The organism is Rhodococcus sp. PSi06 (assembly GCF_054960675.1).
In genome coordinates this window covers 53116-75322 of the sequence record NZ_JBHNYO010000004.1, presented here as the reverse complement: position 1 = coordinate 75322, position 22207 = coordinate 53116, and the positions used below count along the sequence as shown (strand labels likewise).

Below are 22207 nucleotides of genomic sequence, written 5' to 3'. Positions count from 1 at the left end.
AAATACTCCTGCAGGCGGACGATTCTACAGGCCGAATGCGGAACAGTCGGGGCATGGACATCGTCAGAACTCACAGCCTCGGCAAGCGCTACGACACGCATACCGTCGTCGACGACGTGAACCTTCGCATCCCTGAGGGCTGCGTCTACGGCTTTCTCGGTCCCAACGGATCGGGCAAATCGACGACCATGAAAATGCTGCTGTCCCTGATTCGACCGACCTCCGGTGAGGTAGAGATACTCGGCAGACCGATGAATCACGGCACCCGCCGCGAATTGCTCTCACACATCGGATCACTCATCGAAGCTCCACCCGGATACGGCCACCTCACGGGTGCAGAGAACCTTCGTATCGTGCAACGCTCGCTCGGATTGCACACCGAACAGATCGAACGGGCAGTGGCCACCGTCCGACTGCAGGAACACCTCGACAAGAGGGTGAAGAACTATTCGCTCGGGATGAAACAGCGCCTGGGCATCGCGATGGCGCTCGCGCGCGAACCACAACTTCTGATCCTGGACGAACCCACCAACGGATTGGACCCGGCGGGCATAGAAGAGATCCGCGGCTTGCTCCGCCATCTCGCCGAACACGGTGTGACAGTGATGGTTTCGAGCCATCTGCTAGGTGAGATCGACAAGACGGCCAACATGCTGGGAATCCTGAGCCAGGGTCGCCTGATTTTCCAAGGCACCCGCGACGAGCTGTTCGCCGCATCCACTCCGGACCTCCTCATCGACGCGATCGACCCCAACCGCGCGAGCTCGGTTCTGCAACAGAAGATCCCGGTTCAGATCGACGACCACACGTTGAGACTGTCCGGCATCGACGATCGAGGTACCGCGCAGGTGGTGGCAGAACTCGTCGGCGCGAACGCAGGCGTCTACGGCGTTCGGCGCGACGATCAGTCGCTCGAAGACGTATTCATGAACCTGACGAAGGGCGGCCGATTGTGACGACGGTACGCAACGAATTCGCCAAACTCAGGCACCTGCACATCGGCGCGATCGCCGCAGTGCTGGTCGCCGCAATCGTAGGTTTGACCTTCGTCGGCGCTCTCACCGCAGCGACGTCGAACGATTCGACCACGGTCTCCTGGGCACTGCCACTGGCCGGTCTGTCCCTTGCCGTCCCCATCGCCTCACCCCTGCTGATCGCTGTGATAGCCAGCCGCACAGTAGAAGTCGAGCACCAGTCGAACGGGTGGTTGCTGAACCAGTCCAATGGTGCCGACCGCGGAGCCCTCGTTCGCGCGAAGCTCGTCTCGACGGGCCTCGTCGTCGTTACCGCGACGGTGGTGGCCAGCGCGGCAGGTCTGTTCTTGGGAACTGCCATCGGAGTGACCCAGCCGTTGCCTGCCGGCCTGTGGTTCGGCTACACGGCGGCGGTGGTCACGGCGAACCTGGTGATACTCGGTCTGCATTTGCTGATCTCAGCGCGAGTGGACAACCAACTGGTCGCGCTGGGAATCGGCATCGTGGGTACCGTCATCGCGATCTGCGCCTCCGGATTCCCCTCCTGGGCAGCGCACCTGACGCCGTGGGGATATTACTCGTTGGCGTCTGCCGCCGACTACCGAGGCGAGCAGGTGGTGACGCTGAACCCGTCCTACGCCAGCATCGTCGCCCTCGGAGTTGTCGGGGCAGTGTTGTTCTGGCTCATGACCGTTCGACTGGATCGACAGGAGGTACGAGCATGAACGCGTTCTCGGCCGAAATGATCAAGCTCAAGCGCTCGCAGGCCTGGACGGTCGTCGTCCTCCTCCCGCTGATCATCGCGGGAGTCGGAACGTTCAACACGATCACCTCGGGCGAAGAGTTGGCAGACGGATGGCACACATTGTGGTTGCGCACAGTCGTGTTCTACGGCCTGTTCCCACTCGCACTCGGCGTCGCCGTATTGGCCTCGCTGGCATGGAAATCCGAACACCGAGGAGGGAATTGGAATGCCCTGATGAGTGGGCCGGTCTCGTCGGTGCGCATCGTGTTCGCCAAGACGGCCGTGGTGGCAACGCTGACCGCGGCGATGAACTTCGTCATGCTGGCAGCCGTCGTCGTCCTCGGCAAGGTGGTCTTTTCGCTGGACGGCATGCTCCCTACCGAGCTCTTCGCGACCAGTGCGCTCGTCGTGGTGGGCTCGCTACCGCTGGCGGCTCTGCAGTCCGGTCTGTCGATGGCGATCAGATCGTTCGCGGTACCGATCGCCATCGCTCTCGTCGGGGCCGGTCTATCGGTATTCCTCCTCACCGCCGAGGTGACCGGAGCAATCTTCGTGTTGCCCTATGCACTGGCGACTCGCGCAACCCAACTGGCAACGGGAACCTTCGGTGACTCCGGTTCGCTCACCACCGGGGCCGCACTGTCGGTCCTGACGGCCACGGCACTGCTCGCTGTCGCAGTCGTCGCATCGACCGGAAGAGCTCTCGACCGCAAGGACATTCACGTTCAGTGAGATCGCTGCGAAAGGAGAATCGACCATGAACGACAATCGAACGATCGCTCACACCGAGTACACCGAACCGGGCCGCGCGCATCCGCGCCCCGACGGGCGCGGTGCCGCTTCGCTCACGGCAGCACTGCTCGCACTCGTTCTGACACCCGTGCTGGTGATCTTTCCGTTCGCCGGCTTCGTCCCGGTCGGGCTCGCCGCAACCGGCGTCATTCTGGGGTGGCGGGCGACGCGACGCAATGCAACCGGGACAGCGCGTACGGGATTCGTACTGTCGACGATCGTGTTGTGCGTATCCGTGGCGGCTGCCGCCCTGTGGACCTTCTTCGTGGTGAATCCGTCGATCGCTCAGTACGGAGAGCTGCACGACGCAGTGAGCAACATCTTCTCCGGCTGATACGACGACGTCTCGGCGATCGATCCGTGAGACCTGTTCGGAACACTACGAACCAACTGGTCCCGTTATCATCGCCGCATGACGCTCACCACTGGATCCGAGCAACACCGCGTCCGAGCCATCGGACGCGGTGTTCTCTGCTTCGGCATCCTTTCCTATACGGGAGCAGTTTCGGTCGGCGTGTACTGGCGCGGTACGACGACCGTTCTCTTGACGGCCGTCGCACTGGGCCTGTGTCTGCCATGGTTGTTCGCGCATCGCTATCCGCTGAGGTCCTTTGCCGTGATGTCGGCTGCCGGCACCGTCCAGTTGATCGAAGGTTTCGGGCCGATCCCGGCGGATCTCATGTTGCTGGCCGGGGTGTACGCGGTGGCAGCGCACGCCACACGCCGCGCGGCACTGCTGTGTGCGACCGCCGTCGTGGCAGGCGCTGTTCTCGCCGCGATCCGGTGGGGTGAGACGTTCGCGGCATCTGCTGTGCCACTGTCGGCCATCGGGACGACGACCGTCGCGGTGTGGCTGTGGGGCACCCATACCGCCTTACGTCGAGTGCACGACGAAACTCTGCGAGCCCGTGCCGACCAACTCGAACGCGAGCAGGACCATTTGGCGCAAATAGCCGCAGCAGAAGAACGTGCCCGCATCGCGCGCGACCTTCATGACGTGATTTCGCACAGTCTGGCCGGCATCCTCACGATGTCCGAGGGAACGTTGCGGTCCTCACCCGAGATGGCGGAAGAACACCAGCATGCGCTACGCATGATCAACACCCATTGTCGTGATTCGCTTTCCGAGTTCCGCAAGCTGCTCAAGTTGCTGCGAGACGAACCGGCGGACATGACGCGCACCTCGCCCGTCGTGTCGAACCTCGAGTTCCTGGTCGAATCGGCCGCGTCCGATACCGTGGCAACGGATTTGACCGTGAAGGGCCGTCATTGCGACCTGCCACGGACGGTGCAGGAAGCCGTCTACAGAATCGTGCAGGAGTCGTTGACCAACGTTCGCAAACATGCAGGTACTTCGGTGACCAAGGTGACTGCTTCGGTCGACGTCACTCCAGAGAACGTGAGAGTCGAAGTCAGTGACGATGGAGATGGGTCGGCTGCCGACGTGGGTGCCCCAGGCTGCACCACGGACGGCTTCGGGCTACTCGGTATGCGCGAGCGCGTCGATTCCCTACAAGGGACGCTGTTCGCCGGGTCGCCGCCCGACGGCGGATTCGTAGTTCGGGCCACGATTCCTCTCAGCTCTGATGAACGCCGCTCGGACAACCGGTATGTTCGCACCGGAACCAGCTGATCGCCATCTGCTGACACGAACGTTCGGGGGGACAATGATTCGCACTGTCATCGTCGACGACAGTGAGCTGTTCCGAGCTGGGTTGCGCATGATCGTCGAGTCCGGCAGTGGAACAACCGTCGTCGGCGAAGCCACCAATGGGATCGACGCAGTCTCCTTGGTAGAGAGTTCGCCGGGTGAGATCGACGTGGTCTTGATGGACATCGACATGCCCGGACTGAACGGAGTGGACGCCACCGCGCGGATCCTCGAACTCGACGCGCCTCCGAAGATCCTCATCGTCACGACATACGCGGTGGACAACCTGGCGTACAACGCCATCATGGCGGGGGCCAGCGGATTTTTGCTCAAGGACACTCCACCCGACGCGCTTCTGTCCGCGATCGAGTCCACTCACCGAGGTACTGCGGTTGTCTCGCCGCAAATGACCCGGCAATTGCTGAGCTCGGTATCCCCGCAACGAGCCGGCGTCCCCGCAGACGATTCCGTTCGGCGACGGTGGGAGTCGCTGACGGACCGAGAACGTGACGTACTCCAGGCAATCGCGCAGGGACTGAACAACTCCGAGATCGCGGACAAGCTGTTCATCGCGGAGGTTACCGTGAAGACACACGTGGGGCGTGTACTGCGCAAACTCGATGTTCGCGACCGGATTCAGTGCGTGGTGTTCGCCCATACTGCGGGTTTGGTATCGGACTGACGGAGCGAGATCACTCGGCACGCGAGGTGGGTGCGGATATCTTGGCACCCGCATCGCGCCGCGCCGCGCGTCTGAGCACGAGCACCGCCGCGACGCATCCGACGACGCTCCACGTACCGAGAACCAATGCGGTCTCGGCGAGGTGCCACCGTCCACCGATCTCAGAGGCGGCTGCGGCATCACCGAGGAGCGCAGCACGCAGAGCCTGACCCAGCCAGTAGAGCGGAGTCGCCTGGCCGATTGCCTGCATCCAGGATGCCTGGTTCGCCAGCGGGTACAACACACCGGAGACGCTCACCAGAGCCATGAGCAGAAGCGATACGAAACTCAGGTTGCGCGGGTTCTTGACGAGCGAACCCAGGATCGCGCCGAACGGGAGGGTGGCCGTCATACCGAGGGGCAGAATCCACACGAGGTTCGCGAGTTCGATCGGATCGGCGGAGACGAACTGCCCGAACAGCGCACTTGCTCCGATCAGTACGACGCAGAAGGTGATGAACGTCAGGGCCACCTGGCTGCTGATCTTTCCGACGAGATAGGTGTGAATACCGTAGGGCAAAGATTTCACGCGCAGCAGACTACCGTCTTCACGCTCGGCAATGAGGTTGGTGGCCAACCCCATCAGTCCGCTGAACAGCACGTTGATCGCGAGCACTCCGGGAATGGCGAAGCTACCGAGCGAGGTTCCGGAGCCCGACACCTCCACTCCTCGAAGGAAATACATCACGATCAGTGCGATGCACGGAAAGAAGATGTAGTTGAGGACGAGGGTAAGGCTCTGTCTGAATTCGATCAGCCCGCGGCCGAGGCCGAGGCGAACGGTATCAATGAGCATGAAAGAGCACCTTTCCTTCATCTGGGCTCGGATCGAGCTCGGCGGCAACAGGATCGGCACTTCGAATCATGCGCAGGTAGGCGTCCTGCAGATTCAGTGGCCGGACGACGAGATCGGTCACGTCGGAGCCCCCCGATGCCAACAGTTCACGGACGAACTCGGTGGCGTTGTCGACCGTCGCCGTCTGTGAACGTCCACGGAGCCGATACGAGACCGCGGTACCCCAGGCGTACCGGCGGGCGAGCTGCTCGGTGGTTCCACGTGCGACGACACGTCCATCCACCAGAATCGCCACCGAATCTGCGAGAAGCTCGGCCTCGACCAGATCGTGGGTGGTCAGCACGACGGCCGTTCGCCGTGTACGGGTGATCGAGCCGATGAGGTCGTGAAAGTCCTGGCGCGCTTCGGGATCGAACCCGACTGTCGGTTCGTCCAAGAACAACAGTTCGGGATTGCCGACGAGTCCGATCGCGACGTCGAGACGACGCCGTTGGCCTCCGGAGAGTCGACCGACCTTGGTCTCGGCCCGGTCGGTCAGCCCGACAGCATCGAGCAACTCGTCCGTGTCGTACGGCAGTCGGCCACCCGACGGCCCGAGTACTCGATAGTGCTGTGCGAAGTGCAGCAACAACTCTCGAACTTTCCACCGACGATGGTCTCGCCACGACTGCAGCACGACGCCGATGCGCGACTGCCATTCTTCGTCGCCGTGGGCGGGGTCGACTCCCAACACACGCACGTACCCACTCGACCGGCGGCGAATTCCCTCGAGAATTTCGATGGTGGTCGTCTTACCCGCGCCGTTCGGCCCGAGCAATGCAACCACTTCGCCCGCCTCGACACGCAGATCGACCCCGGTCAACACATCGATCGACCCGTAGCGCATCCGCACGTCCCTGGCCTCGAGGGCCGGTACGTCGGATCGGTTCGGGTAGACGGATGTGTCAACGGAGTCGTTCGACTGCTCGTGCAGTGCCATCGTCATCGACGCTCCTTCTACGTTGCTGCCACAAGAGTTCGGTACGAAACGGAATCGGACCCCGGACCGGCGACCCGGCACATGATCGTGCCGGGTCGCCGTACCGGGTGCAGTCTCACTCCTTGGAGTGGTCCTCGAACGGCAGGATCGCTTCGGTGTGCGGACCGATGAACTCTCCGGTCTCGTCCTGGAAACGGCCCAGATCTGCAACAGCAGGTGTTTCGTATGCCTTGTTCACGATGCAACTCCTCGCTGGATTGTCGAGATGTCTCGAATTACCATGTATGACTGACGAATTCACTCCTTGGAGTGATCCTCGAACGGCAGGATCGCTTCGGTGTGCGGACCGATGAACTCTCCGGTCTCGTCCTGGAAACGGCCCAGATCTGCAACAGCAGGTGTTTCGTATGCCTTCGACATGTGCGTTACACCTCCTTTCCGAGGTTGATCATGCGGCGATGTTCGCGGCGGCGACGATCAGTTCTTGCGATCGGCGATGGGGTTCCAGCCTTCGGACTGGCCACCGATGCCGAAACCGGTCTCGTCCTGGAAGCTACCCAGGTCGACGACGGCGGGAGATTCGTAATCCTTGGTCATGGCGGTATTTCCTTTCGATTCTGTCCTGTCGAGCTTCTGAGATCCGGCGTCAGTTCTTGCGATCGGCGATCGGGTTCCAGCCCTCGGCCTGGCCACCGATGCCGAAACCGGTCTCGTCCTGGAAGCTACCCAGGTCGACGATGGTCGGGGCTTGGTAATCCTCGGTCATGTGTCACACCTCCTTTCGCATACTCAGGGGATCGGTCGATTCACTCCGGGGCCCGTATCGGGTCCCCCGGGTACGGGATCGACGGCGGTCGACGGCCGACGTCCCGAGTTCATGCGGCACGCCTAGAATTGCAGCTCACAAAGACTGCGGCAGTGCCGATTTCGAGGGGACCGAGAAGAACGTCGAGAAATCGGACTTGGCCATCGGTTCATCGACGATCACTCCGTCGACCTCGATCCACGCATGGGCGGTGAACGGCGGCGATGAGAGTACGCCCACACACCATTGTGGCCACGTGCCTCGCGCACGGCACACCAACGCTGTCGCGAGGGATCGAGGCAGACAGGCTGATCCACCTCTGCTGTAGGGGCTGGCGGTCAGGACCGCGTCTCGAGCCAGACGCGCCTCCTCGTACGTCGCCGGCCGAGCACCGGCTGCGATTCGTTCGAGCACCGAACGCAGGGAATTCGGCGGCATTCGGCTCAGGCCCTTGGCAAATCCGACGCTCGCCTTGATGCCGAGGGTGGGGAGCGGACCGAGGGTCGAAGGAATGTGTGGCAGTACGTCACTCACAGCAGACCGACCCCTTCGAGTTGCCGGTAGGCAGCGTCGACGTCGCGTCTCGCCAGTGCCGGGTCGATGGCGTACGTGTCGACCAACGCAGCGGCCGCGTCCTCGCGACTGCCACCCTCCCGCAGGCAACGTGACACTATCAGCGCACTGTCGTTGAGGTGCCAATATCGGCCTGCTGCACCGTCGAGAACGACGTGACCGTACTCGGTTGTCACCGTGTCGAGGTGCCTCGTCCTGCTGGAACGACCCGACTTTCGCTGCGCAGCAGTGTCCTTGGTCTTCCAGAACATAGGTTTCTCCTTCTTCGGTAGGCCCGGAATGGATCGATCACACAGATATATCGGTCCGATTTCGTTGAGCTGCAAGGAATACCGAGGCATTGATGGCTTGGTGAACATGTCCGACCGGTACCTCACGAGCTCGCGGCGACGTCGATTCAACGAATTCTGTTCGATCGACCAGTCCGGTATCGAACAGCCGTGCCTCGTCCATCAACTCGAGCAGTCGTCCGTAGTGGCGGGCGTACCCGCGTACGGACTGCGGTCCACCGCCGATTTTGTTCGTTCGCATCAGATAGTCGTTCGGTAGCAATCCGCGCATCGCGTCCTTCATGAGAGGCTTCCATTCGAGTGGGGTATCCCGTTCATCGCGTCGAACCGACAAGGCGGCCTCCACCACTCTGTCGTCGAGCAGGGGCGAATCGTAGGACACTCCGAGAGGCTGACCCAGTTGTGCTGTTCCGCGGATCAGTCGAGCTGCGTCGCGCGCAAAGTACAGATCGATGTGACCGGCAACGGTTCGGTCGAGCGGCTCTGCTGCATCGAGCGCGGAATCGATCTTGCTCCGGAGCAGTTCGCGAGCGTGCGGAGTCAGCCACGGTGGCACGACGGGCGGACTGGACCAATCGTTCATCCGCGGCACCTCGGGGTGAGGAGCTCCGGCGAGAGCATCACGCATCGTGTCCGCGAACCACTGTCGGTATGTTCGTCTGTCAGCCAACTCTCGCACCGTCGTCAGCAATCCGATTCCCGCGGGAATGTGCTGCGCCCTGGCTCTGTTCCAGCCGACCCACGGACGTGCCCTGACGATCGTGTGCTCCCACGCATTGACGCCGCGCAGGATATGGTCCCCTCCGAGACCGGTGATATGCGTCCGGATTCCCTTGCGGCGATCGTCGGCCAACATTCGTACGATCCGCGGCCCGGCGGTCGCAGCCTGTGTCGGCTCGTCGAGTCGAACATCGAGCCCGTCGACGCCCTCGTAGAAGTCCTGCATGTCGTCCGTAGACGTCACCTCGTGCGTATGCACTCCGGGCATGCTCTTGATCGCCCGGCGAGCCCAGTGGAGATCCTCGCGTCCGCCTGGGTCGTCGTTGAAGAGCGTGCGCGCAAGAACTCCCTGCTGAGCGTGTGCTGCGAAGTAGCACAGCGGAGTCGAATCCAGTCCACCGGACAGGTCGCAGGCCACCGGATCTCCGGTTGCGGTGCGAGCTCGAACCGAACCCTCGACAGCCGATCTGAAGAGAACTGCGCCATCGGACCTCGAGGTGTCGGCCTGTGGCGCGTGCCACCACGTTCCGGTCCGGCGTCGCTCTCCGCTTCTGTCGACGGTGATGTATCGATCTCCGGCAAGCGGTTCGACCTCCGTCCACAACGGGACGCGATCGAGTGGGTGTGGCATGGCACCGAGTAGTCGTATGGTGACGGCCGCTGGGTCGACGTCGAAATCCCCCAGGTCGGCCAGCACATCGGCACGGTCGCTGAGTACCACCACGCCGTCGATGCGCGCAGACCATATTCTGCGGGTCTCCATTGCCGCGGCGCTGGCATAGATCTGTCCATCGACCGACGCGATCGCCGCATAGCTGCCGTGAAAATTCGACGCTACGATAGTCGCCTGCGACGGCACCGAAATGTCCTCGGCAAGTCTCCGTAGACGAGACTCGGTCGCATCGGACCTGCCGACGACTGCGATGGTCGTGCGTCCAACCTGTGCGGTGACGAGTCGGTCGGTCGTGAGATGCCCGAGAAGCCACGGACGCCCCGAGTCGTGAGTGATCCGAGTCGTCGATACCTGCCCCAACCGGGCCGCCAACGCGCCTGCGCGGGGCGTATCGGGGAGCGCGACGAAAAACGAGCGGCCACCCGCCTCGACAGCATCTCGCGTGTTCATCGTCCGCCTCCCTGGGGTGAGTGTTCTGCTCTTTCGATGTGAACCACTCTGCCGCGCGGGAACTCTCGTCGCGTCCTGCCCGTCGACGATTTCTGTCCTGCGGCGGACGGACGTGGAGTCATACCGTGGGAGGACCGCCCGACGCGAACAACCCCGACCGAAGACTTCGGTCGGGGTTGTTCAGCGTGCGGACAAGCTCAGCTGGACGCGGCGCGCAGTTTCTCCAACAGCGGGCCTGCGGCCTCGGCGAGGAAGCGCTCCTGGGTTTCGTCGCCTACCTGCACGAGTGCGATGTCGGTGTACCCGGCCTCCCAGTACGGCTTGACGGCCTCGACGATGGCGTCGAGATCAGGTCCGCACGGAATCGTTTCGGCCACATCCTCTTTGCGCACGAACTTCGTGGCTCCAGCGAATCCGGCCGTCGTCGGAAGATCCGCATTGACGGCCCAGCCGCCCGCGAACCAGCGGAAGCGATCGTGTGCGCGATCGATGGCGGCGTCCTTGTCCGGATCCCAGGAAATGGGGATCTGGCCGATGGAACGCGCCGGGCCCTCGTGGTTGTCGGACCATGCCTTGACGAGATCGGCGTCCGGCTCGGTGGCGATGAGGTGATCGCCGTACTCGGCGAACCGCGCCACGGCCTTCTCACCGCCGGCTGCGATGCCGATCGGCACGCCACCCTCGGGCAGATCCCAGATGCGTGCGGAGTCGACGCGAAAGTGCTTGCCCTCGTACGTGACCAGGCCACCGGCGTGCAGTGCGCGGATGATCTCGAGGGCCTCGACGAACATGTCCTGCCGCTTGTCGATCGACGGCCATCCTTCACCCACAACGTGCTCGTTGAGGTTCTCCCCACTACCGAGGCCGAGGGTAAAGCGTCCGTCGGCCAGGATCTGCAGCGTCGCAGCCTTCTGGGCGACGACGGCCGGGTGGTACCGAATGATCGGGCACGTCACGTACGTCATCAGCTCGACGCGTTCGGTGGCCTGAGCCACCGCACCCAGCGTCGTCCATGCGTAAGGCGAGTGACCCATGGACGAGAGCCACGGTGAGTAGTGATCACTGCTGACCTCGAAGTCGAAGCCGACCTTCTCGGCTCCGACGGCGTACTTCACCAGCTCTTTCGGGCCGCTCTGCTCGGTCATCAACGTATATCCGAAATTGGTCATGCTGTTCTCCTAAATTGTTGCGACGGAACCGGCGTCGACTCGATAGTTGGATCCGTTGACGAAGGACGCGCGATCCGAGCACAGGAACGTGATCACCGAGGCGACCTCCTCGGGCTCACCTCGACGTCCCAGCTCCATGTACGGACGCTCCTCGTCGAGGAAACTCTCGATGGCACCGTCGCGATCGGTGCCCTTCTCCTCGGCGCGCTTGTCCATCATCGCGTCGGTCATCGGGGTGTGAATGAATGCCGGCGAGACCGCGTTGACCAGCAAGCCCTCCGACGCATAACTGCGCGAGAGTCCCTTGGCCAGGGCCAGCACACCGGCTTTGGCTGCGCAGTAGGGCAATTCGTCGTCGTACGGCTGCACTGCGTCCTCGGAGGTCAGCAACACGATGCGTCCCCAGCCGCCGCGCCGGAGGGCCGGCAGAAATGCCCGCAACAGTCGAACGGGGCCCATGAGATCGATGTCGAGGGTGGAGCTCCACCCTTCCTCGTCGATCTCATGGAACAGTCCCTGCGCGCCCGTCACTCCCGATGATTGGACGAGAATGTCGATGTCGCCCACGGCCTGCTGCGTCTGCGCCGCCAAGTGTTCGACGGCCGCAGTGTCGGTCACGTCCGCAGCGAAGGCGAACAACTGCCCATCGGCTGCGCCCAGTTTCGTTGCTGCGTCGTCGAGCGCATTCTGATCCTTGTCGCTGATCACTACCCGAACACCCTCGGCGAGCAGCATTTTCGCCGTGTGCCAGCCGATGCCGGAGTCTGCTCCGGTCACCAGTGCTGTCTTACCGTCGATTCCCAAATCCATGAAATCCCACCTTGTCCAAGAGAGTGCTGTCAGGCTGTGGCGTCGTGAGAGCGCGCAATGGTCAGCGCCGCGTTCACCAGGGCCAGGTGGCTCAAGCCCTGCGGGAAGTTACCCAGAAAGGACCCATCCGAAGCATCGATCATTTCGCTGTACAACCCGACGTCGTTGGACAGCTCCACCAACTCGTCCATCAGAGCCTTGGCCTCGTCGTCTCGGCCGACACACGACAACGCCGACACCCGCCAGAAGGCGCAGGCCACGAACGTCACCTCTTCCTGGGCGACTCCGCTGTAGCGGTACATCAGGGGCCCCGTACCGAGCTCGTCGACGAGTGCATCGATGGTCGACGAGAGTCGTTCTCCACGATCGAAATTCATCTCGGCGGCCAGCAGAACCGACGCGTCGAGCCCGTCGGCACCCGGGTAGGCGAGGTAGGCCTGCCGCTCGTCGGACCAGCACTCGGTTTCGATGTAGCGCCGAATGCATTCTTTCTCGGCCTTCCATCGATCCGGGATACCGGGGATCTCCCCCGCTTCCGCCAGGTGCACGGCGCAGTCGAGCGCCTGCCAGCAACCGAGTTTGGAACTGGTGTAGTGCTGCTCGTCCTCGAGCTCCCAGATACCGGCGTCCTTGCGCTGCCACGAATCACACGCCTCGTCCGCGATGGACGCCAGCAGTCGGCCGGTCTGCGCGTCGAGGATGTTCCCCGCGTCGACGTACTGCCGGATGATCGAGAACAGGTCGCCGAAGATCATCAGCTGGAGTTGGTCCGCCGCGGCGTTGCCGTTCACCACCGGCCCGATGCCCTTCCAACCGGGCACGTCGGGTTGTTCCGTCCCGCCGGGCAATTCACCACCGAGCGTGTAGAAGACGTTGACCAACGGATCATTGGAGCGGATGACTTTCAGCAGCCACGCCACCGCAGCATGGATCTCTTCACGAAGACCGAACCGCTGCAACGCACGAATAGTGTAGGCAGTGTCGCGAACCCACGCGTACCGATAGTCCCAGTTCTTCCCGCCGGTCCGGTTCTCGGGCAGTGAGGTCGTCGCGGCGGCGGCAATGGCACCGGACGGGCTGTGCAGCAACAGCTTCAGTGCCAGGGCACTGCGAGCCACGTGCTCGGCCCATGGGCCCTCGTAGGAGAACTCGTCGGACCACACCCGCCAATTGGCGATGGTGCGGTCGATTCCCTCGTCGACGTGCTGCGGATCCGGCAGCGGCAGCGGTTCGTTCTCGGTGCCCACTACGCCGAGTACGTGCCGGGAGCCTGGTTGGGTGGTGAAGACACCGCTGATGTCGCGGTCGGCGAGCTGCACGTTCTCGATACCCAATGTCCTGACCGCCAAGGTCAATCCGTCGACGCGTAGGACGGTGCCGTGCTCGGTGTCGTACGCCCACGGGGAGGCGACACCGAGCATGGTGCCCGGCGCGACCGCCCACGTCAGCTCGACCTCGCCGTCGAGACCGTCGACGCGACGCGCCAGCTCCACCCACGGCAACCGTCCGGCGACGCCGGTGTTCAGTGAGTCGGTGATCCGCACGGTGCCGGAGTCGGTTCGGAACGTGGTGCTCAGAACGTTGGTGCCGGAGACGAATTCGCGCTCGACGGTGAATTCTTCCCGGGGCGCGAGTTCGATGTAGCCGCCGTGTGGGGCGTCGAGCAGCGCCGCGAACGGGGGCGGTGAATCGAGATTCGGAACGGGAAACCAGTCGATGCGCCCGTCGTCGGCGATCATCGCCACGGTCCGACCGTCACCGATCGCGCCGTAGCTCTCGATGGGGACGTAACCGTCGACCCGGGGGTGCGGCTTGCGGAACTCGCTCAAGCACTTGCCTTTTCGTTGGAGTAGATGGGACTGTTCTCGATGTTCGCCAGCAGATCTGCTGGGTCGTCGAACACGGCCACCGCTCCCGCGTCGAGCAATTCGCTGCGCGAGATCCCGCCGCTCAAAACACCGATGGCGCGCACTCCCGCGCGTCCGGCCGATTCGATGTCCCACACACTGTCGCCGACCATCAGGGCACGCTCCGCTCGAACACCGGCACGCTCGAGCGCCACCGCGACGATGTCCGGCTCGGGCTTGGCCACGTCGGCATCTTCACCGGACGTCACGACGGCAACCGAGTCCTCGACGTCGAGCAGATCACGCAGAGTCGCGAGTTCGCTCTCGGGGGCCGAGGTCGCGAGCACCACGGTGATCCCGCGAGAGCCCAAGTCCGCCAACAGTTCACGGGCACCCGGCAACACTTCGAGATCGGACGAGGCATCGGCGTAGTGCTCGCCGTGCAGCTTCTTCGCTTCCTGCGCTACCGCGCTGTCGGACGACCCGACGAGCGCCTCGAGCAGCTTCGATCCGTCCATCCCGATGCTGCGGTGAATACGCCACGATGGAACTTTTCGGCCGGCCTCCCGGAACGCGCGGGACCACGCGTCCACATGCACGTAGTTGGAATCGACGAGCGTGCCATCGATGTCGAACAGGACAGCGTCGACCGTCGGCGTGGAAACAAGCATGACCGTCGGATACCCATGGTCGATACACGCAAACAGTCGACGGAGAAAACAACAGGCCCCTCGCAGTACGCGAGGGGCCTGTCGAGGTGAAAAAGCTCAGCTGGCTTGAGCCTGCCACATCCAGTGCAGCTGCTCGAGTCGCGCCGTGATGGCGATGAGCAGGTCCTGCGTCACCGGGTCGGCTTCGGCGGTATCGGCGACGCGTCCGCGAAGACGTTCGACGATGGCGGCGATGTTGTCGACCACGGCCGGTACGACCTCACTGTCCTGAGTCCACCCGGCACCGAAGCCCTTGGTGCCCGCCGTCGAGGAGACGGTGGCTGCGCGGCCGTCGGGACTCACTCCGATGGCCGTCGCGCGCTCGGCTGCCTGATCGGTGAATTCACGTGCAGCAGTGACCAGTTCGTCGAGCTCGAGGTGGACGGAGCGGAAGTTCTTACCGATCACGTTCCAGTGCGCCTGCTTCGCGATGAGCGAGAGGTCGATCAAGTCGACGACGGTGCCCTGCAACGCATCGCCTGCGATCTTCTGCTGACCTGCATCGAGGGTGCTGGTGATGGGGTTCGTCATGAGGTGGCCTCCCTGCCGTTGGCGACGACGATGTGCATCGCACGCCATTATTGTTCCTTGGTCTGTACTACACAACGGCAGGTCGGCTCACGTTGTTCCTGATCAGCGCCACCATTGCTGTGATGCCGATCCCTCCCATCAGACCTTGGCGGCCTCGTCGGCGGGATCGTCGACCGCGCCTGCACCGGTGGTCGGCGCAGTCTCGTCCTGCTGCGACCGAACACCTTCCTCGACCTTCTTACCGAGCTCGGGGTCGACGTTGGTCCAGTACTCGAACACGCGACTCAGAACGGGCTCGCTGACGCCGTTGAGGACGTGCCCCACGATGTTTCCGACGAGACGCTCACGCTGCGCGTCGTCCATGACCTCGCGAACCAACGCTCCCGCCTGGACGAAGTCGCCGTCCTCGGGGTGCTCGATGTATCCGGTACGGACGAAACGAGGCTCGAAGTCCCACGCGCCGTCGTCGCCGTACTTGTTCGTATCGGCCGACGGGCCGCCGAACGAGTTCGGCGCGTAGACGGGCGTCTGCGGGGAGTTGAACGAGTACCGCATGTTGCCGTCCTTGGAGTACGAGTTGACCTCGGACTTGGGGGCGTTGACCGGCAACTGCGCGTAGTTCGCTCCGATGCGATACCGGTGTGCGTCCGCGTAGGAGAACACACGGCCGAGCAGCATCTTGTCCGGGCTGAAGCCGATACCGGGCACGGTGTTCGACGGCTCGAACGAGCTCTGCTCGATCTGCGCGAAGAAGTTCTCCGGGTTGCGGTTCAAGGTCATCTTGCCGACCTCGATCAGCGGGTAGTCCTTCTGCGACCAGACCTTGGTGAGGTCGAACGGGTTGTACTTGTAGTTCTCGGCCTCGTCGTACGGCATGAGCTGCACCTTGAGGGTCCAGCTGGGGAAGTCGCCGTTCTTGATGGATCCGAACAGGTCCTGACGGTGGTGATCGGGTGACGTGCCCGCAACTTCGTCGGCCTTGTCCTGCGTCAGGTAGTCGATGCCCTGGTCGGTCTTGAAGTGGAACTTCACCCAGGTCTTGGTGCCGTCCTCGGCGATGAGCTGGTAAGTGTGCGAACCGAATCCGTCCATGTGGCGGAACGACTTCGGGATACCGCGGTCACCCATGAGCCAAGTCACCTGGTGTGCCGACTCGGGCGAAAGGGTCCAGAAATCCCACTGCATGTTGTTGTCACGCAGGCCGGAATCAGGCATCCGCTTCTGGCTGCGGATGAAGTCCTGGAACTTGATCGGGTCCTTGACGAAGAAGATCGGCGTGTTGTTGCCGACCAGATCCCAGTTGCCCTCGTCGGTGTAGAACTTCAGCGAGAAGCCGCGCGGATCGCGCCAGGTGTCCGGGCTACCTTGCTCGCCGGCGACGGTGGAGAAGCGTGCGAGCATCTCGGTCTTGGCACCGGGCTGCAGCACCTTCGCCTTGGTGTACTTGCTGATGTCTCCGGTGATCTCGAGTTCACCGAACGCGCCTGCACCCTTGGCGTGGACCACACGCTCCGGGACTCGCTCGCGGTTGAACTGCGCCATCTTCTCGATCAGGTAGTGATCGTGGAGCAGGATCGGGCCCTGCGCGCCTGCGGTGAGCGACTGGTCGTCACTGGCGACGGGGATTCCCGAATTGCTGGTGGTGGGCTTGCTGGTGGTCGGCTTGGTCATACGAAGCCTCCTGATGGCTGTGTCGAGTCCGAAAGGGCTGTCTCGAACGAGAACTGTGGGGCCTGGGGCAAGACCCGGTTTCTCATTGGGGATGCCCGTACTCACGCGGCATAAACCCCTGAGATCGACCACCAGCATGCCACTGATCTGTACTAAGTCAAGAAAAGCCTTTTCGTGAACCCCTCAGGGCACCAGACGCGCCTCGCCCGTCCGCATCGAACCGGAGACGATCTGCAGGCCGAAATACGTGCCGGACGGCAACCAGCTGCTGAGCGTCGGCCCCTTCGAGTCCACCTCGACCCGGGCCAACCTGGCCTTCCCCTTCAAGCTCGAGACACCGACGGACGACCCGCCGGTCACCGGCTGCGCGAACCCGATGGAACCGAGCATCGGGAACTGCGGCCCGAACCCGCGCGAATCTGTCCGCACCGACCACTCCTCACCACGCGCCCCGGCCTGACCAAGAACGTCACCGTCGAACTCGGCCAACACCTTGGGCAGATGCCAGTTCGTTCGGCCGCCGTGCACCGACGTGGCGGAGTCGACGGCGATGAACGGGACCGCCATCCGCGGAATCTTTCCGACGTCCCGGCGCATCACCGGACTCGCGAGTATCTCCCGGTAGGGGCCGACCGGCGACGTCGTGTAGTCGACGACCATGCACATCGTGATCGGCAGCGTCTTCGCACCGGCGGGCGCGAATTCCGATGACCGGGCGCGATGCCACCAGATCGTGGCTCGAACGTTCGCAGGCCACGGCGCGGCAGGGCTGACCGGCCAGTCGGTGCGCTCGGTCTCGGACTCGGCGACACTCCACATCAGGAATCCCTCCCCACGACGGTCAGCGGCAGACGCAGAGCGCCGGGCGCCGTCACCGGCACCACCGGGTTCGACGGCTGCACAGGTGCCACCTCGGTGTAGCTCGAGCCGACGGCGGGCCTACGGTCCGGCTCACCCTTGTTGGGCCACAACGCCATTGCGCGCTCGGCCTGCGCGGTGATGGTCAGAGACGGATTGACACCGAGGTTGGCGCTGACGGCGGAACCGTCGAGCACGTGCAGTCCGTCATAGCCGTAGACGCGCTGATAGCCGTCGATCACACCGGTCTTCGGTGAGTCACCGATGGCGCAGCCACCGAGGAAGTGCGCAGTCATCGGGATGTTGACGATCTCGGCGATCGACCCGCCCGGGTCGCCACCGATCTTGTCGGCGAGCAACCTGATGGCCGTGTGTCCCTGCGGAATCCACTGCGGCGGTGGGTCGCCCGCGCCGGGCCTGCTGGTGAGCCGACGACCGAACGGGCCCTTCTTGGAACCGAGTTCGAGAGAGTTGTCGTCGGTCTGCATCACCAACGCGATCACGGTGCGCTCCGACCATCGGTGAACCGACAGGCTCCGCACCGCAGCGCCGGGATGACGCAGCGCGACCCCGAGAGTCTTGAGCAAGCGGGGCATCTTGCCGCCGCCGTCGCTCAACACGGTCTGCAACAGCCCGATCGCGTTGCTGCCCTTGCCGTATCGCACCGGTTCGATGTGCGTGTGGTCATCGGGATGGAACGACGACGTGATGGCCACACCCTCGTGGTAATCGACCTCACGACCACGGGCGGTCGCGGCGAGGACGGCCTCGGAATTGGTGCGCACCAGGGAGCCGATCCTGTCCGACAACCGCGGCAGGGATCCCTTCTCCTTTGCTGCGAGCATCAACTTCTGCGTGCCGTACGTGCCGGCCGAGAAGATGACCTGATCGGCCGTGATCGTCTTTTCCTTGCGACGCAGCTTGCCCCCGGTCCGACGCGTCACCACGTCGTAGCCTGCGCCGTTCGGCCGCACGTCCACCACGGTGGTCAACGGAAGGACGTGCGCGCCTGCATGTTCGGCCAAGTACAGGTAATTCTTGACGAGCGTGTTCTTCGCGCCGACGCGGCAGCCCGTCATGCACGAACCACACTCGGTGCATCCGGTTCGCTCCGGACCGGCACCACCGAAGAAGGGGTCGGGTGCGGTCTTGCCACGGTCACCGAAGTAGACGCCGACCGGAGTCGAGGTGAACGTATCGCCCACACCCATGTCCTCGGCAACTTCCTTCATGACCTTGTCCGACGGAGTGATCGTCGGGTTGGTCTCGACACCGAGCATCCGACGCGCCTGGTCGTAGTACGGGTTCAACTCGCGCTGCCAGTCGGTGATCGAGCCCCACTGCGGGTCTTCGAAGAACTTCGCCGGCGGCTGGTACAGCGTGTTCGCGTAGTTCAGAGAACCGCCGCCCACGCCGGCTCCCGCCATCACCAGCACGTCGGGTAGTAGGTGGATGCGCTGCACGCCATAGCATCCCAACGCCGGGGCCCACAGGTACTTGCGCAACCGCCAGCTGGTCTTGGGTAGTTCGTGGTCCTCGAACCGCCGGCCGGATTCCAGTACGGCCACCCGATAGCCCTTCTCCACGGCCCGCAGCGCCGCGACGCTGCCGCCGAAACCGGAGCCGATGATCAGTACGTCGTAGTCGCTCATGCGGATACCGCCTTCTTGTCTGATTCGTTGGTGCCGGATACGAGTCGGTAGTTCGCGGCGTCGAACTCACGCGTCTTGTTGCGGAAGCGGAACGTGTACGTGGGCCACATCGTGGAGTTGCGCCCGTTGGCGTCGAGGTACCAGCTCGAGCAGCCACCCGCGTTCCACACGGTTCCATCGAGGGATGAGTCGACCCATGAATTGTGCTGCCGCTGAGCCGATTCGGTGACCTCGACGGCCGAGATGCTGCGATGCTTCATGTCGTTCAGCGCGGACACCACGTAGTTGGCCTGCGACTCGAGCATGTACACGATGGAGCTGTGCCCGAGATTGGTGTTGGGACCGTACATCAGGAAGAGATTCGGGAATCCGGCGACGGTCGTCCCGAGATGAGCCTGCGGACTCCCACCCCAACGCTCTGCCAGGGTCCGACCGTCGTTGCCGCGCAACAGATGCGACACCGGTGGTTCGGTGGGTGTGAACCCCGTCGCGAAGATGATGGTATCCACCTCGTGATTACGGCCGGAGGCGTCGACCACACCGTTCTCGGTCACCGACTCGAGTCCCGAGGTCACCAGATCCACATCGGATCGATCCAGCGTTCGCAGCCAATCATTGGACAGCAGAAGGCGTTTGCAGCCGGGAGCGTAGTCGGGAGTCAACGCCGCCCGGGTTGTGGGGTTCTTGACCTGACGCTTCAGGTTGGCCTTGGCGAAGGCCTTCACCGCGGGGAGCATCCACGGGTTGTCGGCCAACACGGTCACGTAGGCCTCGCGGTACCCGTAGATGACGCCGCGCACTGCCCGGTGGGCTGCAGGCACCTTCTCGTACAGCGTTCTCTCCAACCGGCCGATGGTGCGGTCCAGCCGAGGGATCACCCAGGCGGGGGTGCGCTGAAACACTGTGAGCCGCTGGGCTTTGTCGACGATCTCGGGCACGAACTGCACCGCCGACGCACCGGTACCGATCACGGCGACGCGCTCCCCGGTGAGATCGTGCTCGTGGTTCCACGTCGCGGAATGGAACACCGTTCCTCGGAACGTGTCTATGCCCGGCACGTTCGGGATCTTGGGCGTAGACAACGCACCGGTCGCGGCCACGAGGACTCTGACGCTGGTCGCACCCTGCGACGTCTGCACCGACCAGCGCTGATCCGTCTCGCTCCAGTCTGCAGACAGCAGTTCACAATCGGTGACGATGCGATTGCGGAGGTTCAAACGATCGACCACGGACCGGAGGTAGTCGAACAGCTCCGGTTGGCGCGCGAAGGTGTGGCTCCACTTCGGGCTCGGCGCGAACGAGAACGAGTACAGCGACGTCGGTACGTCGCACGCGCACCCGGGGTAGGTGTTGTCCCGCCACGTGCCGCCCACCTCCGATGCCCGCTCGATGACGGTCACGTCGGCACTGGGATCGTCGGCAAGGATCTTCGCCACCGCGGCGAGGCCGGCGAACCCGGCTCCGACTACCAGCACGTCGAGTTGTTGAGGCAGTGCAGAATTCACGAGTCCATCACCTTTTCGGACCAAACGGGAAGGAGCCGTCCGCGCAGCTGCGCGTCGGCTTCGGGGGTACGGAACAGCGCCGAAACAGCGAGCCCACGAGCGAGTTCGACGCTGAGCTCGATCGACTCGGCGGACATTCGACTACCCATGACGATCTGAGCGCCGCTCTGTATTGCCTCGGCGACGCGTCGCTCGAGAGGGATCATTGCCTCGTGCAGCGACGGATCGGTGCGGGCCGCGACCCACAGTTCGAGGGCGGCGTAGAAAAGCGGGCCCGAGAACGCATCGACCAGAATTTCGGGGCCGCGCTCCGGGTCGGGCTCGGCCTCGAGAATCTCCGAGAGCCGTCGGTCGACGAGATGCTCGACAGCCGCGATCACCAACGACTCCTTGGTCGGGAAGTGGTGCAGCTGCGCTCCACGAGACACTCCGGCGCGCCGCGCGATCTCCTGCGTGCTGGTCTTGGCGAAACCCAGCTCGACGAGGCACTCCACCGCAGCATCGAGCAATTTCGCGCGGGTCCCCGCGGTGCGTTCGGCCTGCGTGCGGCGCTGGGTCGGCGCGCCTTCGCTGAGCTCTGTGTCGGTAGTCACACTTCGCACAGTAGCGTCAAAACAACAAACAGTCCAGCCTGACTTTAAGTTCGATCGCTGCGTCGATCCGCTTGCAGAACAGCAGACAGACCCGCGCGAAGATCTCGGACGAAGAACTCGGCCTGCTCGAGGGAGGGAAAGTGCCCGCCGACGTCGGGTTCCCGCCACCGGACGATGTGCCGATATCTCTGCTCTGCCCACGGCCGCGGACACTTCGCGATGTCGCGCGGATACGTGGTGATCGCTGCCGGGACATCGACGCGGAGCTCTGGGTCGAGCGAGTGATGGCTTTCGAAGTAGATGCGGGCCGACGACGCCCCGCTACGTGTCAGCCAGTACAGGGTGACGTTGTCGAACAATGCGGTGCGGGAGATCGTCTCGAACGGACTGCCCTCGGTGTCGGTCCACTCCGCGAACTTGTCGAGGATCCAGGCCAGCAATCCGACAGGGGAATCGACGAGCGAATACCCGATCGTCTGCGGCTGCGTCGCCTGCAGTGTCGCGTAGGCGATGCGATCGCGGTCGAACTCTAGGGTTGTCACGCAGCGTTCTTCGACATCAGCCAGAGCCGAAGCCGAAAGTGGTGCGACATGAACACGTGCGGCAACCGGCAGAACAAGGCACGTATGGCGGCCAACCGTGGCACCACATCAGCGCGCTGACATCGGCCACACTGGCGTGCGCACGCTACT

At 63.5% G+C, this 22207-nt stretch carries 25 protein-coding genes and 2 pseudogenes; 7 read left to right on the top strand and 20 right to left on the bottom strand.

What is annotated here, in order from left to right; all coding sequences use genetic code 11:
* Positions 1-53 precede the first annotated feature (53 nt).
* The 6 genes from ACFI9K_RS06890 to ACFI9K_RS06865 all read left to right on the top strand — a co-directional run bounded on the left by ACFI9K_RS06890 (position 54) and on the right by ACFI9K_RS06865 (position 4844).
* Positions 54-956 carry an ABC transporter ATP-binding protein gene (locus tag ACFI9K_RS06890; protein WP_462662821.1) on the top strand — a complete coding sequence of 301 codons (903 nt, stop codon included), beginning with the start codon at positions 54-56 and terminating at the stop codon, positions 954-956.
* Positions 953-1699 (top strand): ABC transporter permease, encoded by a 747-nt coding sequence (locus ACFI9K_RS06885; protein WP_462662820.1) that lies wholly within the window; start codon positions 953-955, stop codon positions 1697-1699. The genes ACFI9K_RS06890 and ACFI9K_RS06885 overlap by 4 nt, the downstream gene beginning before the upstream one ends.
* The gene (locus tag ACFI9K_RS06880) at positions 1696-2451 is read left to right on the top strand and encodes an ABC transporter permease (protein ID WP_462662819.1); all 756 of its coding nucleotides are present in this window, start codon (positions 1696-1698) and stop codon (positions 2449-2451) included. Before ACFI9K_RS06885 ends, ACFI9K_RS06880 begins: the two co-directional genes overlap by 4 nt.
* Before the next feature lie 25 nt (positions 2452-2476).
* Positions 2477-2845: a hypothetical protein gene (locus ACFI9K_RS06875; RefSeq protein ID WP_462662818.1), complete on the top strand. Its 369-nt coding sequence runs from the start codon at positions 2477-2479 to the stop codon at positions 2843-2845.
* 78 nt (positions 2846-2923) lie between these two features.
* Positions 2924-4144: a sensor histidine kinase gene (locus tag ACFI9K_RS06870; protein ID WP_462662817.1), complete on the top strand. Its 1221-nt coding sequence runs from the start codon at positions 2924-2926 to the stop codon at positions 4142-4144.
* Between the two features lie 34 nt (positions 4145-4178).
* Positions 4179-4844: a response regulator gene (locus tag ACFI9K_RS06865; RefSeq protein WP_462662816.1), complete on the top strand. Its 666-nt coding sequence runs from the start codon at positions 4179-4181 to the stop codon at positions 4842-4844.
* 10 nt (positions 4845-4854) lie between these two features.
* On the opposite strand, the gene ACFI9K_RS06860 is transcribed toward ACFI9K_RS06865, so the two are convergent.
* The 20 genes and pseudogenes from ACFI9K_RS06860 to ACFI9K_RS06765 form a co-directional block, all read right to left on the bottom strand.
* Entirely contained in the window at positions 4855-5679 is an 825-nt protein-coding gene (locus ACFI9K_RS06860; protein WP_462662815.1) for an ABC transporter permease, read from the bottom strand.
* Positions 5669-6664 carry an ABC transporter ATP-binding protein gene (locus ACFI9K_RS06855; protein ID WP_462662814.1) on the bottom strand — a complete coding sequence of 332 codons (996 nt, stop codon included), beginning with the start codon at positions 6662-6664 and terminating at the stop codon, positions 5669-5671. The genes ACFI9K_RS06860 and ACFI9K_RS06855 overlap by 11 nt, the downstream gene beginning before the upstream one ends.
* A 109-nt stretch (positions 6665-6773) precedes the next feature.
* Complete coding sequence (locus ACFI9K_RS06850; protein ID WP_254925625.1) at positions 6774-6896, bottom strand: hypothetical protein; 123 nt, start codon at positions 6894-6896, stop codon at positions 6774-6776.
* A gap of 59 nt (positions 6897-6955) precedes the next feature.
* On the bottom strand, positions 6956-7078 hold the full coding sequence (locus ACFI9K_RS06845) for a hypothetical protein (protein ID WP_256978825.1): 123 nt from the start codon (positions 7076-7078) through the stop codon (positions 6956-6958).
* Positions 7079-7135: 57 nt separating this feature from the next.
* Entirely contained in the window at positions 7136-7255 is a 120-nt protein-coding gene (locus tag ACFI9K_RS06840; RefSeq protein WP_462662813.1) for a lasso RiPP family leader peptide-containing protein, read from the bottom strand.
* 49 nt (positions 7256-7304) lie between these two features.
* Complete coding sequence (locus tag ACFI9K_RS06835; protein WP_141216059.1) at positions 7305-7424, bottom strand: keywimysin-related RiPP; 120 nt, start codon at positions 7422-7424, stop codon at positions 7305-7307.
* Positions 7425-7559: 135 nt separating this feature from the next.
* Complete coding sequence (locus ACFI9K_RS06830) at positions 7560-7997, bottom strand: lasso peptide biosynthesis B2 protein (protein WP_462662812.1); 438 nt, start codon at positions 7995-7997, stop codon at positions 7560-7562.
* Positions 7994-8287 carry a lasso peptide biosynthesis PqqD family chaperone gene (locus tag ACFI9K_RS06825; protein ID WP_462662811.1) on the bottom strand — a complete coding sequence of 98 codons (294 nt, stop codon included), beginning with the start codon at positions 8285-8287 and terminating at the stop codon, positions 7994-7996. The genes ACFI9K_RS06830 and ACFI9K_RS06825 overlap by 4 nt, the downstream gene beginning before the upstream one ends.
* Before the next feature lie 37 nt (positions 8288-8324).
* Positions 8325-10169, bottom strand: coding sequence for an asparagine synthase-related protein (locus ACFI9K_RS06820; RefSeq protein ID WP_462662810.1), 1845 nt, complete (start codon positions 10167-10169; stop codon positions 8325-8327).
* A gap of 197 nt (positions 10170-10366) precedes the next feature.
* Positions 10367-11338: an LLM class F420-dependent oxidoreductase gene (locus ACFI9K_RS06815; RefSeq protein ID WP_222060938.1), complete on the bottom strand. Its 972-nt coding sequence runs from the start codon at positions 11336-11338 to the stop codon at positions 10367-10369.
* Positions 11339-11347: 9 nt separating this feature from the next.
* On the bottom strand, positions 11348-12148 hold the full coding sequence (locus tag ACFI9K_RS06810; RefSeq protein WP_462662809.1) for an SDR family NAD(P)-dependent oxidoreductase: 801 nt from the start codon (positions 12146-12148) through the stop codon (positions 11348-11350).
* 29 nt (positions 12149-12177) lie between these two features.
* Positions 12178-13977 (bottom strand): glycoside hydrolase family 15 protein, encoded by a 1800-nt coding sequence (locus tag ACFI9K_RS06805; RefSeq protein ID WP_462662808.1) that lies wholly within the window; start codon positions 13975-13977, stop codon positions 12178-12180.
* Positions 13974-14666: an HAD family hydrolase gene (locus tag ACFI9K_RS06800; protein WP_462662807.1), complete on the bottom strand. Its 693-nt coding sequence runs from the start codon at positions 14664-14666 to the stop codon at positions 13974-13976. Before ACFI9K_RS06800 ends, ACFI9K_RS06805 begins: the two co-directional genes overlap by 4 nt.
* Positions 14667-14762: 96 nt before the next feature.
* On the bottom strand, positions 14763-15236 hold the full coding sequence (locus ACFI9K_RS06795) for a Dps family protein (protein ID WP_462662806.1): 474 nt from the start codon (positions 15234-15236) through the stop codon (positions 14763-14765).
* A gap of 138 nt (positions 15237-15374) precedes the next feature.
* The gene (locus ACFI9K_RS06790) at positions 15375-16907 is read right to left on the bottom strand and encodes a catalase (protein ID WP_462662805.1); all 1533 of its coding nucleotides are present in this window, start codon (positions 16905-16907) and stop codon (positions 15375-15377) included.
* 183 nt (positions 16908-17090) lie between these two features.
* Positions 17091-17726 carry a hypothetical protein gene (locus ACFI9K_RS06785; RefSeq protein ID WP_462662804.1) on the bottom strand — a complete coding sequence of 212 codons (636 nt, stop codon included), beginning with the start codon at positions 17724-17726 and terminating at the stop codon, positions 17091-17093.
* Positions 17726-19417, bottom strand: a complete 1692-nt coding sequence (locus tag ACFI9K_RS06780; protein WP_462662803.1) for a GMC oxidoreductase — start codon at positions 19415-19417, stop codon at positions 17726-17728. Before ACFI9K_RS06780 ends, ACFI9K_RS06785 begins: the two co-directional genes overlap by 1 nt.
* Complete coding sequence (locus tag ACFI9K_RS06775; RefSeq protein WP_462662802.1) at positions 19414-20922, bottom strand: flavin-containing monooxygenase; 1509 nt, start codon at positions 20920-20922, stop codon at positions 19414-19416. The genes ACFI9K_RS06780 and ACFI9K_RS06775 overlap by 4 nt, the downstream gene beginning before the upstream one ends.
* Positions 20919-21524, bottom strand: coding sequence for a TetR/AcrR family transcriptional regulator (locus ACFI9K_RS06770; protein WP_462662801.1), 606 nt, complete (start codon positions 21522-21524; stop codon positions 20919-20921). Before ACFI9K_RS06770 ends, ACFI9K_RS06775 begins: the two co-directional genes overlap by 4 nt.
* A gap of 35 nt (positions 21525-21559) precedes the next feature.
* Positions 21560-22045 (bottom strand): annotated as a pseudogene (locus ACFI9K_RS06765) (epoxide hydrolase); the annotation flags it as partial.
* Between the two features lie 6 nt (positions 22046-22051).
* Between ACFI9K_RS06765 and ACFI9K_RS06760 the strand changes: the two are divergent.
* Positions 22052-22177: pseudogene (locus ACFI9K_RS06760) on the top strand (CGNR zinc finger domain-containing protein); the annotation flags it as partial.
* Positions 22178-22207 lie beyond the last annotated feature (30 nt).